This window comes from Paenibacillus solanacearum (assembly GCF_910593845.1).
GTDB classification, from domain to species: Bacteria; Bacillota; Bacilli; order Paenibacillales; family NBRC-103111; genus Paenibacillus_G; species Paenibacillus_G solanacearum.
Genome location: NZ_CAJVAS010000013.1, coordinates 115,370 through 128,157, shown reverse-complemented (window position 1 = coordinate 128,157; position 12,788 = coordinate 115,370). Strand labels below are relative to the sequence as shown.

The 12,788-nt window shown below is 56.5% G+C and carries 12 protein-coding genes; 2 read left to right on the top strand and 10 right to left on the bottom strand.

Annotated features, from left to right (window positions below; all coding sequences use genetic code 11):
- Positions 1-12: 12 nt before the first annotated feature.
- The 4 genes from KXG62_RS16320 to KXG62_RS34525 form a co-directional block, all read right to left on the bottom strand.
- A complete protein-coding gene (locus KXG62_RS16320; RefSeq protein WP_218093053.1) occupies positions 13-963 on the bottom strand; it encodes a cation diffusion facilitator family transporter in 951 nt (316 codons plus the stop codon).
- A gap of 90 nt (positions 964-1,053) precedes the next feature.
- Positions 1,054-1,959 (bottom strand): protein translocase subunit SecF, encoded by a 906-nt coding sequence (gene secF / locus KXG62_RS16315; protein ID WP_218093052.1) that lies wholly within the window; start codon positions 1,957-1,959, stop codon positions 1,054-1,056.
- Positions 1,949-3,181, bottom strand: a complete 1,233-nt coding sequence (secD, locus tag KXG62_RS16310; RefSeq protein WP_218093051.1) for a protein translocase subunit SecD — start codon at positions 3,179-3,181, stop codon at positions 1,949-1,951. The genes secF and secD overlap by 11 nt, the downstream gene beginning before the upstream one ends.
- Positions 3,182-3,296: 115 nt before the next feature.
- Positions 3,297-3,881 carry a post-transcriptional regulator gene (locus tag KXG62_RS34525; protein WP_343223483.1) on the bottom strand — a complete coding sequence of 195 codons (585 nt, stop codon included), beginning with the start codon at positions 3,879-3,881 and terminating at the stop codon, positions 3,297-3,299.
- Positions 3,882-4,047: 166 nt separating this feature from the next.
- Here KXG62_RS34525 and spoVB point away from each other — a divergent pair, with 166 nt between their 5' ends.
- The gene (gene spoVB, locus KXG62_RS16300) at positions 4,048-5,613 is read left to right on the top strand and encodes a stage V sporulation protein B (protein WP_218093050.1); all 1,566 of its coding nucleotides are present in this window, start codon (positions 4,048-4,050) and stop codon (positions 5,611-5,613) included.
- Positions 5,614-5,617: 4 nt separating this feature from the next.
- Here the strand turns inward: spoVB and KXG62_RS16295 are convergent, their stop codons facing one another.
- Complete coding sequence (locus KXG62_RS16295; protein WP_218093049.1) at positions 5,618-6,295, bottom strand: DUF421 domain-containing protein; 678 nt, start codon at positions 6,293-6,295, stop codon at positions 5,618-5,620.
- A 174-nt stretch (positions 6,296-6,469) separates the two neighbouring features.
- Between KXG62_RS16295 and KXG62_RS16290 the strand changes: the two genes are divergently transcribed.
- A complete protein-coding gene (locus KXG62_RS16290) occupies positions 6,470-6,829 on the top strand; it encodes a TIGR04086 family membrane protein (protein WP_218093048.1) in 360 nt (119 codons plus the stop codon).
- Positions 6,830-6,908: 79 nt separating this feature from the next.
- On the opposite strand, the gene yajC is transcribed toward KXG62_RS16290, so the two are convergent.
- The 5 genes from yajC to ruvB all read right to left on the bottom strand — a co-directional run bounded on the left by yajC (position 6,909) and on the right by ruvB (position 12,777).
- Entirely contained in the window at positions 6,909-7,256 is a 348-nt protein-coding gene (gene yajC, locus KXG62_RS16285) for a preprotein translocase subunit YajC (RefSeq protein ID WP_218093047.1), read from the bottom strand.
- A gap of 78 nt (positions 7,257-7,334) precedes the next feature.
- A complete protein-coding gene (tgt, locus tag KXG62_RS16280; RefSeq protein ID WP_218093046.1) occupies positions 7,335-8,468 on the bottom strand; it encodes a tRNA guanosine(34) transglycosylase Tgt in 1,134 nt (377 codons plus the stop codon).
- A gap of 35 nt (positions 8,469-8,503) precedes the next feature.
- Positions 8,504-9,568: a tRNA preQ1(34) S-adenosylmethionine ribosyltransferase-isomerase QueA gene (queA, locus tag KXG62_RS16275; protein ID WP_218093045.1), complete on the bottom strand. Its 1,065-nt coding sequence runs from the start codon at positions 9,566-9,568 to the stop codon at positions 8,504-8,506.
- A 10-nt stretch (positions 9,569-9,578) separates the two neighbouring features.
- Positions 9,579-11,711: a SpoIID/LytB domain-containing protein gene (locus tag KXG62_RS16270; RefSeq protein ID WP_218093086.1), complete on the bottom strand. Its 2,133-nt coding sequence runs from the start codon at positions 11,709-11,711 to the stop codon at positions 9,579-9,581.
- Between the two features lie 61 nt (positions 11,712-11,772).
- A complete protein-coding gene (ruvB, locus tag KXG62_RS16265; protein ID WP_218093044.1) occupies positions 11,773-12,777 on the bottom strand; it encodes a Holliday junction branch migration DNA helicase RuvB in 1,005 nt (334 codons plus the stop codon).
- Between the last annotated feature and the right edge of the window lie 11 nt (positions 12,778-12,788).

Genomic DNA, 12,788 nt, shown 5'->3' with positions numbered 1-12,788 from the left:
GGCAGCGCCTCCTTAGTGTAGCAATGTCGGATAATCATCCGCTTCCATTTCCGCATTTTTGTACGGATATCCCGCATCGTACGGGTGGACGTGCACGAGCACGTCGGATACGTGAGTAAACCGTTTCATCAACGTATGCTTTACGATCTTGGCAATATCATGGCCTTCCTGAACGGTAATTTTCGGATTGACGCTAATCTTCATGTCGACAATCACGTAATGACCGTGCTCCCGGGGACGCAGCTCGTCGACGGAAATGACGCCTTTGACGCGCTGGACGGTTTCCAGCAGATCGGCGGTATCTTCCTGGTGCAAGATTCGCCCTAATGTATGATGTATGGATTGCTGAATCAGCCGGTATCCTTTGCGCAGCACGAGCAGCGAGATGAACAAACCTGCAGCCGGATCCAAATAATAAAACAAATCATTGCCCAGCGATGTTCCAAGCAGCGCGCCGCCAACCCCGATAAATGCCGCAATGGACGAGTATACGTCAGAGCGGTGCTCCCAGGCATTCATCATCAGCGTTTGGCTGGACAGCTGCTTCCCCAGCCGGTATTTATAACGAAACATAACTTCTTTGGCGATAATGGAAAGAATGACGACAATGAATGCGAGCAAGTTCGGCGGTTCGGTCACTCCATAGTAGATCGCTTGCCCGGATGTGATGCCTATCTCAATCGCGATGACCAGTAAAACGACTGCGACCGTCATGGCGGCAACGGATTCCGTCTTGCCCCTTGCATAGCGGTGGTCTTCAAGCGAAGACCGCTTGCCCGACCGGCCCCCGATCCAGACGGCGATCGCTCCCGCGGCCGCCGAGGCCGAATGCAGCGCGTCTGCAAGCAGCGCTTTGCTGTGGGTAACGTAACCGACCAGTCCTTGGAGCAAGATTAAGGCAATATTGCCCGCAATGCCGATCCATACAACAAATTCCGTTTTCTTGTAACGTTCCTCCGTCATGGGGTCACCCCTCCATGAGATGATATAAGCTCAAAATGATTAGAAAGGCCGCCGAAACTCGCGGTTTCGCGCGGCCGGTACTTTTATTTCTTACGCTGCGGCTTTCTTTTTAGAACCGAGCGATTTGTTCTTGAAATAGTACCAGAGCGGACCGGCAATGCAAATGGACGAATATGCGCCGCTGGTCAACCCGATAATCTTTGCAAGAGCAAACAGTTTGATGGCCGGGCTGCCGAAAATGAACAAGCAAACCGCAGCAATCAATACGGTAAGAACCGTGTTAATGTTTCGCGACATCGTCTGCCAAATACTGTCGTTGAGCAGCTTCGCTACGTCTTCGGACGACTTGAGCTTGGCGAACCGCAGATTTTCCCGCACGCGGTCGAAAATAACGATTTTATCGTTAATCGAATAACCGATGGTCGTCAGCACCGCCGCCATAAACGGCAGGTTGACCTCAAAGCGGAAAATCGAGAAAAACGCAATAACCATAAAAGCATCGTGAAGAATGGCGATAATGGAGGCGATCGCGAATCTCCATTCGAACCGGATCGTCACGTACAGACAGATCGCCAAGCTCGCGATGCCGATGGCGATAATCGCCTTGTTTCTTTGTTCAATCGCCATATCCGGCGTGACGGTATTCACTTCTTGGGACACTTTGTCCCCGTAAACGGAGACGAATTCGTCCTTAATTTTTTTTACGGTCTCTTCCGATAAAATATCGTCGAACCGGACGGACAGCCGGTCGCCGCTCTCGCCGCCGATCGTGCTGACCGCCGGCTCTACGCCGGCATTTTTAAAGATTTGCTCCGCTTTCGCCGAATCCACGGCTTGTCCGACCGTAATGTCCAGCGAAGTTCCCGCCTTGAAGTCGACGCCGTAATTCATGCCGCTTACGAGCAGGAAGATCAGGCCGATCACGATGATCGCGAGCGAGGAGAAATAAAACTTTTTACGATGCTTTACAAAATCGATATGATGCTTAAAGGTCACGAATTTCCGCCTCCTTCACTCCGAAATACCCCGGCTTTTTGAACAAATTGCCGCGGATTAACAAGTGAATGAGCAGCCGCGCCAAAAAGATATTCGTAAGGATACTGATAACGACGCTCACGATGCTCGTGAAGGCAAAGCCTCGGATCGCGCCATTACCGATGTAGAACAGGACCGCGCTCGCAATAATATTCGTAATGTTCGCGTCCATAATCGTACGGAACGAATGTTTGGAGCCCGATTTCAGCGAGGAGAGAATGCTCTTGCCGCTGCGAATTTCCTCCCGAATCCGTTCGTACGTAATGATGTTGGCGTCCACCGCCATCCCGATCCCGAGAATAAAGGCCGCAATCCCCGGCAGCGTCAGCGTCGCATTCGCCAGTTCGAAGACGATGAGCAGCAGCCAGGTGTACGTAATGATCGTAATCGAAGCCACGACGCCCGGAATGCGGTAAAACACGAGCATGAACAGCAGGATCAGGACGGATCCGATCAAGCCGGCTTTCACCGTCTCCTGCAGCGACAGCAGCCCGAGGGAAGCCCCCACGCTCTGCGTGTACTTCTCCGTCAGCTTCAGCGGCAGCGCTCCCAAGTTGATCGTATCCGCCAGCTTCTTCGCTTCGTCAAACGTATAGTTACCGGTAATGCTTGCCGAGCCGTCTGTCAGAACCTGCTGCACGATCGGCGCGGAAAGCTCCGTTTCATCCAAATAAATCGCCAGCGGCTTGCCCAGAAGCTTCTCGGTCACCGCTTTGAATTTGTCCTTATCTTTCACCTGGATCGAGATCATCGGCCGGTTGCTCTGGTCGTACCCGAGTTTAGCCCCGCCTTCGACAAAGTCGCTGCCGACCATCTCTTTTGTTCCGTCGGGACCGCGGAACGAGAGCTCCGCCGGCTTCTTAATGATTTTCCTTACTTCTTCTTCGTTGACGACCCCGGCCAACCGGACGCGAATCCGATTCGTGCCTTCCGTCGTAATTTCCGGCTCGGCCACGCCGAGCTCGCTTGCTCTTTTTTCCAAGCTAACCGCCGTTTGCCGGAGCGATTCCGGTGTCACCGGCTTTCCCGCCTCGATCGGCTCCGCCACGTACAGGATTTCAAACCCGCCCTTGAGATCCAGCCCGAGCTTGATGTTCTTCACCAGCGTAGGACTCGTGTACGCAATGGACGCGAATAAAATCGCGACGATAGCGAAAAAAGAGACAATTCTTTTGATGTCCATAACGATCTCCTTCCATAATCAATATTCCTATTATACCTACCTCCGAAAAACGAGTCAATTTGCTGGAAATCGGCGATTTTTCATTGGCGCGAGCGAAAAAAAGACGCCCCCCTTTTCAACGGAAATGGGCATCTTTATATATGCTCATCGTCATCCAGTTCATGAACTGCGTTACTTTCAGCGATAAAATATCGTTCACGATCCGGTGAATCGGCGGAATGCCGATTTTCCCATACTTATCGCTGACGCATTCCCATATTTCTTTGCCGGTCACCTGCTCGTAGCCGAGCATGCGGAATTCCGCGGCCTTGCTGCGGCATATTTCCTCAATGACCTGGTTCAGCTCGTCCGCTGCCATCGCCGGCTCTTCCTCTAGCTCCGGCTCTTCTTCCAATGCGGACTGCTCCTCCGGCTCCCCGGTCATGTCTTCATCCCCCGCAGGCGCTTGATCCAAGACGGCTTCCGCGTCTACCGCTTCGACGATGCCCGCCGCCGTCTCGTCTATCGCCGTGGGGGGCAGTTCCTGCAGCGGCGTCAGCTCGCCGGCTTCCGATCCGAAAAACTGCTCCATATAAGGCACGGCGCTTTCCTGCCCTTCGGCTCCCGGTGTCGATTCAATCGAAGCAGGCAGCTCGCGCTCCCCGGCCTGTTCCTGCTTGCCGGAGCTTTCCCGGCGCTGCTTCCCATCGTCATGCTCCATATAGGCTCGACCTCCCGCGCAATCGCTTGTCGAATAATGTATTCGCTGCGAGCATCCGTTTTCCTGCCGCCGATTGCGTTTTCGCCTTTATAAAAATTATTGCATGCAAGCGGACAGGTTATGCATATCCATTACTAATCAGGTGGCAGAAAAGAGGTTTATTCCCGTGACCAAACAATCGTTCATCAAGGGCACGCTCATCCTGCTTGCAGCCGGCATCGTCAACCGCATCCTCGGGTTCATTCCGCGGATCACGCTTCCGCGGGTGATCGGCGCCGAGGGCATCGGTCTTTATCAGATGGGATACCCGTTTCTTATCGTCATCTTGACGATCGTCACCGGAGGCATTCCGATTGCCGTGGCCAAGCTGGTCGCCGCCGCCGAAGCCGAAGGAGACGAAGCGAAGGTCCGCAGCATTTTCCGGATGACGATGGCGCTCTCGATCGTCCTCAGTTCCGTGTTTACCGTCGGCACTTATTTCGGCGCCCGCCGGATCACGGAATATTTGTTTACCGACGATCGGGTGTATTTGACCTTTCTCTGTATGACACCGATCATCTTCGTCGTCGGCATATCGGCCGTCTTCCGGGGCTACTTCCAAGGACGCCACAACATGATTCCGACAGCGCTCTCCCAGGTCGTCGAAACGATCGTGCGGATTGTCACCGTGCTTGCGTTCGCTTATTTGATGCTGCCCTACGGGATCGAGTATGCGGCGGCGGGAGCGATGGTCGGCGTACTCGCCGGAGAAATATGCGCCTTTCTCGTCCTTATGCTGTTGTACAGGCAGGCGCGCAAGCGGGAGCAGCCGGCTGGACCCGTCAAGAAGAGCAAGATGGGCGCCTTCTCGCGCATCAGCAACTTGAAACAAATCATAACGCTCGCGCTACCGGTCACGGGCAGCAAGCTGGTCGGCTCCTGCTCCTATTTGCTCGAATCGATATTGATCGTGCACTGCCTGGCGGCTGCGGGAGTCGCCACTAACATGGCGACGGCCCAATACGGCGCGCTGCAAGGGATGGTTATGCCGGTGCTGCTGCTCCCGAGCGCCCTGACATATTCGCTTGCTGTCTCGTTAATTCCTTCGTTATCCGAGGCTTCGGCACTCGGCGATATGAAGACCATCCACAAACGGCTGCATCAATCGCTAAAACTCGCTCTGGTCACCGGCGCTCCGTTCGCCGTCATCATGTATGTGCTAGCCGAGCCGATATGTCTTTATATGTATGGACAGGCCGGGGTTGGCCCTATGCTCAAGATGATGGCCCCTGCTGCGCTGTTCATTTACTTCCAAGCTCCGTTGCAGGCGGCCCTTCAGGCGCTTGAGCGTCCCGGCAGCGCGCTGGTGAATACACTCGCCGGATCGACCGTGAAGCTGCTGCTCATTTATATGCTGGCCAGCAATCCGGAATTCGGCATTCTCGGTGCAGTCGTTGCCATAACAATCAATATTATGCTCGTTACCGTCCTGCACTGGAACAGCATTGCCCGTCTGCTGAAATTTTCGATGAACGCAGGCGACTTTCTCAAAGTCGGGTTAAGCATGGCCGCCGCCGGAATGACCTGCCAGCTCGTGATGTTTACGTTATGGACCGGCAGCGGAATGATCCGATTCCTGGCTGCGTGCTGCGCCGGAATGGTTGTGTACTTGCTCGTTGCGATGCTGCTGAAGCTGTTCGACCGCTCCGATGTGTTCCGTCTCTTCTGGCTCGGCAAGCGGTTTGTCAAATAGCCGCTCAACGCTTTTTATCGATAAACCATTTGCCCCGATGATCGATAGAGCAAAAAAACACTTCTTTAAAGTCTTTGATTCCTTTCGTTTCCAGCTCCCGTTTCAGCCAAAATCGGGTTTTGCCCAGCTTGGTCAAGCTGTCATCCTGCACTTTGCCGTCCATGATGAGCGGAAGCGGCAGCCCTTCATAGCGGAATAAAGGTTTGTCCTTCCCGCCGCCGGATGACTGAACCGGCGTTTTTTCTTTGACCGTCAGCTTGCCGGAAGGCTCCAATATCGCAAATTCGACATCCGCGACGTTCAACACTTTATTCTCCCGCAGCTGCAGCAGCAAGTCGTCCAGGTTGTACCGTTCCCGCTTCATCTCGTCGCGATTCAGCTTCCCGTTGACGATGAGCTCAGACGGCTTTCCTTCGAACCAGCGCCGCAGCTTTTCATGCTTGAGCGACACAAAGGCAATTCCCATCTGGATCGCAACGAGCGTAACCATCGGCAGGATGCCTTCGATTAATGGTTTGTTCATGTCCTCGAGCACAAATACCGCGATTTCCGCAATCATAATCGAAATGACCAAGTCGAAGACAGACAGCTTCCCGATTTCTCTTTTGCCCATAATACGCATCGTAAAAAATACGATCACATAAATCAGTATGGTGCGAAAAAGCAGCAATGTTATCTGCATGGAACGATCCGTCCTCCTTGGTAAGGGTGCATGGGTATTTTGACCTTGGGTGCAGACGAACATGCGGGTGAAATGTTGGTAAGCGAAAAACGAATTCGGGGGAACCTGTACTAATTCCGTGTACATGCCCATACAATGGGAATATAGAATGGTTCGTGATGGAGGTTGATGAACGTGAAAAGTTCTCCTTTGTTTTCCGGTTTGATGTACGCGGGACTGTTTATGCTGATGGGCACGCTGCTGGCTTCCCTGATCATGCTCGGAACGAATGTGCCGGAAAGCTCGTGGCTGGGCTCGGCTCTGTTCATCCATGGCGTTGCCATGTTCATCGGCGGCATCTCGTCGGGCAGGCGCGGCGGCAGCAAAGGCTGGTATCACGGCGGCCTGCTGGGCATCATCTATTCGGTCATCGTCTGGATCATCGGCTTTTTGGCGTATGATGCCGGACTAACGAAAGAGCTGATGATTTTGACCGGCGTTGCCTTTGCCGCAGGTGCGCTCGGAGGCATGATCGGCGTCAACATGAAAAAATAGCATCATGCCACATGAAAAAAGCGAGTGCCACGGACGAATCCGGGCCTCGCTTTTTTTGGCATGCGCGACTGCTTATGCCTTATTTCTTCTCGTCTTTCTTGTCTTCCTTCTTCTCTTCCGCTTGCGAAACGCTGGTCACGGAATTGATGGCGGAGCGATCGAACGTCAGCTTCGTTACATCGTTTACGCGAAGAACGACGCTATCGTCTGTCAGCTCGAGAATCGTCCCGTGCATCCCGCCGATCGTCACGACCTTGTCCCCTTTTTTCAAATTGGAGAGCATCATGCCGCGCGTCTTTTGACGCTTCTGTTGAGGACGAATCAGTAGGAAATACAGAACAACGAACATCAGTACAAGCGGACCGTAAGTGACAAGCATCGATTCCACGCCGGACGGCTGTGCCGCCGGGTCAGCTGCTAACCACATGCAATCTACCCCCTTCTCCATTTACTAAAATCGTTATGTATGCAGCCGAGCGGCTCCGACAGGAGCGCTCCGCCGCGGTTAAAACCCTTTGCTGTTCTCGTCAATGCCGTATTGTTCAAAGAAGGATGCCCGGAAATCGAGCAAGCGGTCTTCGCGGATCGCTTGGCGAACGTTCCGCATCAATTCCAGCAAAAAGTGCAAGTTATGATATGTGGTCAGTCGAATGCCGAACGTCTCGTCCGCTTTAATCAAGTGACGAATATAGGCGCGCGAATAGTTCGTGCAGGTGTAGCAGGAGCATTTCGGATCCAACGGTCCGAAATCTTCCGCATATTTGGCATTGCGCACCACGAGCCGGCCCGAGCTGGTCATAATCGTACCGTTGCGGGCAATCCGCGTCGGGAGCACGCAATCGAACATATCGACGCCGCGAATAGACCCGTCGACAAGCGCATCGGGCGAGCCGACCCCCATCAGGTAGCGCGGTTTATTTTCCGGTAACAGCGGAACGGTATAATCCAGCACCTCATACATGAGATGCTTCGGCTCACCGACGCTCAATCCCCCAATAGCATACCCCGGGAAATCCATGGAAGTCAACTCAGCGGCGCTCTGCTTGCGCAGATCTTCATACATGCCGCCCTGTACGATAGCGAACAGCCCCTGCTCATTCGGACGGCTGTGCGCCTTGAGGCATCTTTCCGCCCAGCGGGTCGTCCGCTCCAGCGAGTGCTTCGCATAGCTGTGCTCCGCCGGATATGGCGGACACTCGTCGAACGCCATGATGATATCCGCGCCAAGCGCGTTCTGAATTTCAATCGACTTCTCCGGGGAGATGAACAGCTTGTCTCCGTTCAAGTGGGATCGGAATTCGACCCCTTGTTCGCTGATCTTGCGCATTTCGCTGAGTGAAAACACTTGGAACCCGCCACTGTCCGTCAGTATCGGCCGATCCCAGTTCATGAAGCGGTGCAGCCCGCCGGCTGCTTTCACCAGCTCATGTCCCGGCCGCAAAAACAGATGATACGTGTTGCTCAAAATAATGTGCGCGTCCATCGCCTTGAGTTCTTCCGGGCTCATCGTTTTTACCGTCGCCTGTGTGCCGACCGGCATAAATGCCGGCGTCTCGATCACGCCGTGCGGAGTGTGCACCCGTCCGAGTCTCGCGCCGGACTGCTTGCACGTCTTAATATGTTCATATCGAATCGTCATAATTTAATCCTTCTCCCTATCCGTTCACAGCCGCTTCAATGAATAAACATCGCATCGCCAAAGCTGAAGAAGCGGTATTCGCGGCGCACCGCTTCGTTATAAGCCGCAAGCACATGCTCGCGTCCGGCCAGCGCGCTGATCAGCATCAGCAGCGTCGATTGCGGCAGATGGAAATTGGTCAGCAGCGCCTCGACGATGCGGAATCGGTAGCCCGGGTAAATAAAGATGCCCGTCCATCCGCGGCCCGCACGCAGCATGCCGTTCTCGTCGGCCGCCGTCTCCAGCGTACGCGCCGATGTCGTTCCGACCGCAATCACACGGCCGCCCTGTTGTTTGATACGATTGACGAGCGCTGCGGTTTCATCCGTAACCTCATAAAATTCTTCATGCATCTCATGCGCTTCCACAGTTTCCGCCGATACCGGCCGGAACGTGCCCAGACCGACATGCAGGGTAACATAAGCTAATTGTACACCTTTTTGTTCCAGCTTATGCAAATATTCCTTCGTGAAGTGAAGGCCTGCCGTCGGCGCCGCGGCCGATCCTTCATGCCGGGCATATACGGTTTGATACCGCTCCCGATCTTCAAGCTGTTCTTTAATATAAGGAGGCAGCGGCATCGTACCGAGCCGGTCCAGCACTTCATTGAAAATGCCTTTATAATGGAAGCGAAGCACACGCCCGCCCATCTCGCCTTCCTCTTCTACCGTCGCCGTCAGCAGCGGTTGTCCGGAAGGAGCGGAGCCATCCGATTGTTCCGCTTCGGCGCCAAAATGGAGCACGGCTCCCGTCTTAAGCCGCTTCGCCGGACGCACGAGCACTTCCCAGCGGTCTCCTTCCAGCTGCTTGAGCAGCAGCACCTCGGCCTTGGCTCCGGTATCCGCCTTCACGCCAAAAAGCCGGGCTGGAATGACCCGTGTATCGTTCAACACGAGCACATCCCCGGCTTGAATATATTGTTCCAGTTGTTCAAACGTATGATGACCGATTTGACCCGTTCGTTTGTCCAGCGTCATGAGCCGCGAAGCGGTGCGCTCCGCTAGCGGTGTCTGGGCAATGAGCGATTCGGGCAAATGGTAATCGAACAAGTCGACTTGCATAATGTTGGCTTCATCCCTTAACGACCGAGACCCCTACATAGTAGGTCTGCAGTATTTTTTGATAATCGTAACCGAGCTCCGCGTACCCTCGAGCCCCCCACTGGGACATGCCGAGACCGTGGCCAAGACCGGTGCCTCTAAATATATATTGCTGGTTCTTCGTAACCAATCGTACGCTGCCGCCGGCGTCCATCACAAACAGCTGAGGCTCCTTCTGCTGCACCGCCGGGCCGGAGCCCGAAGCTACGTACAACGGCGTGGACGAGGCCGACTGATTGCGGGTGATCCCGTCCGTACCCAATATAGTATACCGTCCCGTATCTTCAATTTCAAACAGGTTGCTCGGCAGTCCGCCCAGCAAGGTGCGAAGCGCATCCGGATAAGCGGCCTTCAGCGGCTGCCCGTTCGCGGTGACTTCGAGCACCCGGCCGGAAGGGCCGCGCTTCGATATTTCCAGCTTGTCGATCGAGGCTGCGCCAGCGCCTGCCGGCAGCGCGCCGGCCAGCTTGTCCCTCAGCTTCGCCGGGTCATACGGTCCGCGCACCCATGCGTAGGCGTTCGATTCTTTGACTTCGTCGATAACAACGAAGCGATCCCCGATGTTGACCTTGAAGAGCGCCGGGTTCGCCGCATTATCTACGTAAGGCGCGGGCCGCACGCTGACGTCGGTGCCGGTCGACACATAGAACGGCAAGCCGGCCGGATTCGATTGCCCGGTCGCTCGCGCATAATCGGAGTGAATATAACCGGTAGCGCCGTTCGGCAAAACGATGCGATACCATGGCTTCTTGCCAGTATCGGCGCCTTCGTCGGGGGAAGGGACGCTCTTCAAATATTCGACCTTGTTCCCCCACACTTCCGTCGACTCGGCGGTTTTCCCGCCTGCGTTGGAATAAAAGAGCGGATCGATCAGCGCATTTTTATACAGCAGCACTTCGCCTTGCGTCGCCTGCACCGCTTGGAGCGCGGCGGGAAATTCCGCCGTGAGCCCCTTGTACACTTGGTCGATCGTCGAGTCGGCCACGTGCGCGATCTGGTATTTGGCGCCCTGCTTGAGCGCATAGGTGCGGGCGGCGACCGCCTGCGCCTTCAACGCCTCCAAGGGCCAGTCTTTGGTCAATTCGGAGCCGACGACCGAATATAAGTAATCTTCCAGCGGAAGCTCGTTGATGACGGCGAGCTTCCCGTTCAGCTGCGTTAGCTCGATGCCGCCGCGATACGTCCGGCCGTCCCGCTCGCGGACGGCGATGCCGCCTGCAGCGGAGCCATCGGCAGCCGCCGGGACGGCCCACAGCTTGATCGGGCCGCCGAATACGAAGGCACGGGCCGCATCCGCGGCGCTGCCGCTGACCGCTAGCTCGCTGCGCTGCAGCACGTAGCCCTGCTGCGCGGCGTCCACCGGCGTCAGCGCTACGCCGGGCAGCGCGGCGGCCAACTGCGCGCGCTGCCCTTGCAACGCGGCTGCGTCCGCGCCGCCGCCAACCAGCACGGCGTACGCGGGTGCCCCCGCGCTGCCGGCGGTCAGCTGCGCCACGTCGGCGTCGAAGCCGGCCTGCGCGATCGCAGCCGCCTGCGTCTGCGCCTCCGCGGCGCTCGCATACGAGCCCGCGCTCAGCCGCAGCGGGCCGGTTAGCACCGCTCCGGCTTGCGAAGCCGCCGCGGCGGACGCCGCTTCCTTGGTCGGATACGGACCAAGGTAGACTTGATAGGCCGGCTGGCCCCGCTTCGTGCGCTGCACGACGCCGGCATCCTTGCCGGCCGCGGCCAGCTTCTGCGCCTGCGCCTTCGCCTGGGCGGCATCCGCCGTATCCGGTAGCTGCGCGTAGTAGCCGTCCGCGTATACACGGACCGGCTCCTTCGCCGCGGCCGTATGCACGGCGCCGCCCGAGCCCCGCAGGCTGAGCGTCAGCCCGGCGCCCGAGGACAGCGTAACCGCGGACGCCGTGTCCTTGTACTTGCCCGCGTCGATGAACAGAGCGACGCGGATCTGCTCCAGCTTCGGCATAGCCGCCTGCGCCGTGCCGTACGATCCGCCGGATAGCAGCAGACCGGCGAGCAGTACAGCCTTCACGCCGATTCCGGCGGCATAAGTCAACGTGCGGACGGCGCCTCGTCCCGTAAAGCGCCGTCCTATTCCTTTCATCACTTGCGGATTCCCCTCTCCTTGAAGACTGTTGCGGCCTTTGCCTCCCGCCTAGCTGCCCTTACGAACGGCTCGGCATCGGCAGACCAAGATGCTTGCAGGCCGCGGCTGTAATCATGCGTCCGCGCGGCGTGCGCTGCAAAAATCCGATTTGCAGCAAGTATGGCTCATATACATCCTCAATCGTTTGGCTTTCTTCCCCGATCGACGCGGCAATCGTATCCAGCCCGACCGGCCCGCCCTGAAAACTGAGAATAATGGCGCGCAGCATCTTGTGATCGATCTCGTCGAGTCCGAGCGGATCGACCTGAATGCTGATCAGTGCGGCGCGGGCGATGTCTACCGTAATGATGCCGTCGCCCTTCACCTGCGCGAAATCGCGCACCCGCTTCAGCAGCCGGTTGGCAATCCGCGGCGTCCCGCGCGAACGCATCCCGATCTCGCGGGATGCTTCCCCGACGATCTGCACCTGCAATAAATCGGCCGTCCGGCTGACGATATACGCAAGCTCGTCGACCGTGTAATACTCCAGACGGCTGACGACGCCGAAACGGTCGCGCAGCGGCGCCGACAGCAGCCCCGCCCGCGTCGTCGCTCCGATCAGCGTAAACGGCGGCAGATCGAGCCGTACCGAGCGCGCGCTCGGCCCTTTGCCGATAATAATGTCCAGCGCATAATCTTCCATCGCCGGATACAGCACTTCTTCCACCGTCCGGTGCAGCCGGTGAATTTCGTCGATGAACAGCACGTCGTTTTCCTGCAAGTTCGTCAAAATCGCCGCCAAATCGCCCGGCCGCTCGATGGCCGGCCCCGACGTCGTGCGCAAATTGACGCCAAGCTCATTGGCGATAATGTTCGAGAGCGTCGTCTTGCCCAGTCCCGGGGGCCCGTACAGCAGCACATGATCAAGCGCCTCGTTGCGCATTTTGGCCGCCTCGATGTAAATTTTCAAATTATCCTTCGCCTGCTTCTGCCCGATGTACTCGGCCAAATAACGGGGGCGCAGGCTGAACTCCATCTGCTGATCCTCCATCATCAGATGAGCCGAAATAATACGGTCTTCCATGCTGTGCCGCA

Bases quoted from the DNA above. Each gene is read 5' to 3' on its own strand.
- KXG62_RS16320 (WP_218093053.1), bottom strand. From the start codon at position 963: ATGACGGAGGAACGTTACAAGAAAACGGAATTTGTTGTATGGATCGGC.
- secD (WP_218093051.1), bottom strand. From the start codon at position 3,181: ATGGACATCAAAAGAATTGTCTCTTTTTTCGCTATCGTCGCGATTTTA.
- KXG62_RS34525 (WP_343223483.1), bottom strand. From the start codon at position 3,881: ATGGAGCATGACGATGGGAAGCAGCGCCGGGAAAGCTCCGGCAAGCAG.
- KXG62_RS16295 (WP_218093049.1), bottom strand. From the start codon at position 6,295: ATGCAGATAACATTGCTGCTTTTTCGCACCATACTGATTTATGTGATC.
- yajC (WP_218093047.1), bottom strand. From the start codon at position 7,256: ATGTGGTTAGCAGCTGACCCGGCGGCACAGCCGTCCGGCGTGGAATCG.
- tgt (WP_218093046.1), bottom strand. From the start codon at position 8,468: ATGACGATTCGATATGAACATATTAAGACGTGCAAGCAGTCCGGCGCG.
- queA (WP_218093045.1), bottom strand. From the start codon at position 9,568: ATGCAAGTCGACTTGTTCGATTACCATTTGCCCGAATCGCTCATTGCC.
- KXG62_RS16270 (WP_218093086.1), bottom strand. From the start codon at position 11,711: ATGAAAGGAATAGGACGGCGCTTTACGGGACGAGGCGCCGTCCGCACG.
- ruvB (WP_218093044.1), bottom strand. From the start codon at position 12,777: ATGGAAGACCGTATTATTTCGGCTCATCTGATGATGGAGGATCAGCAG.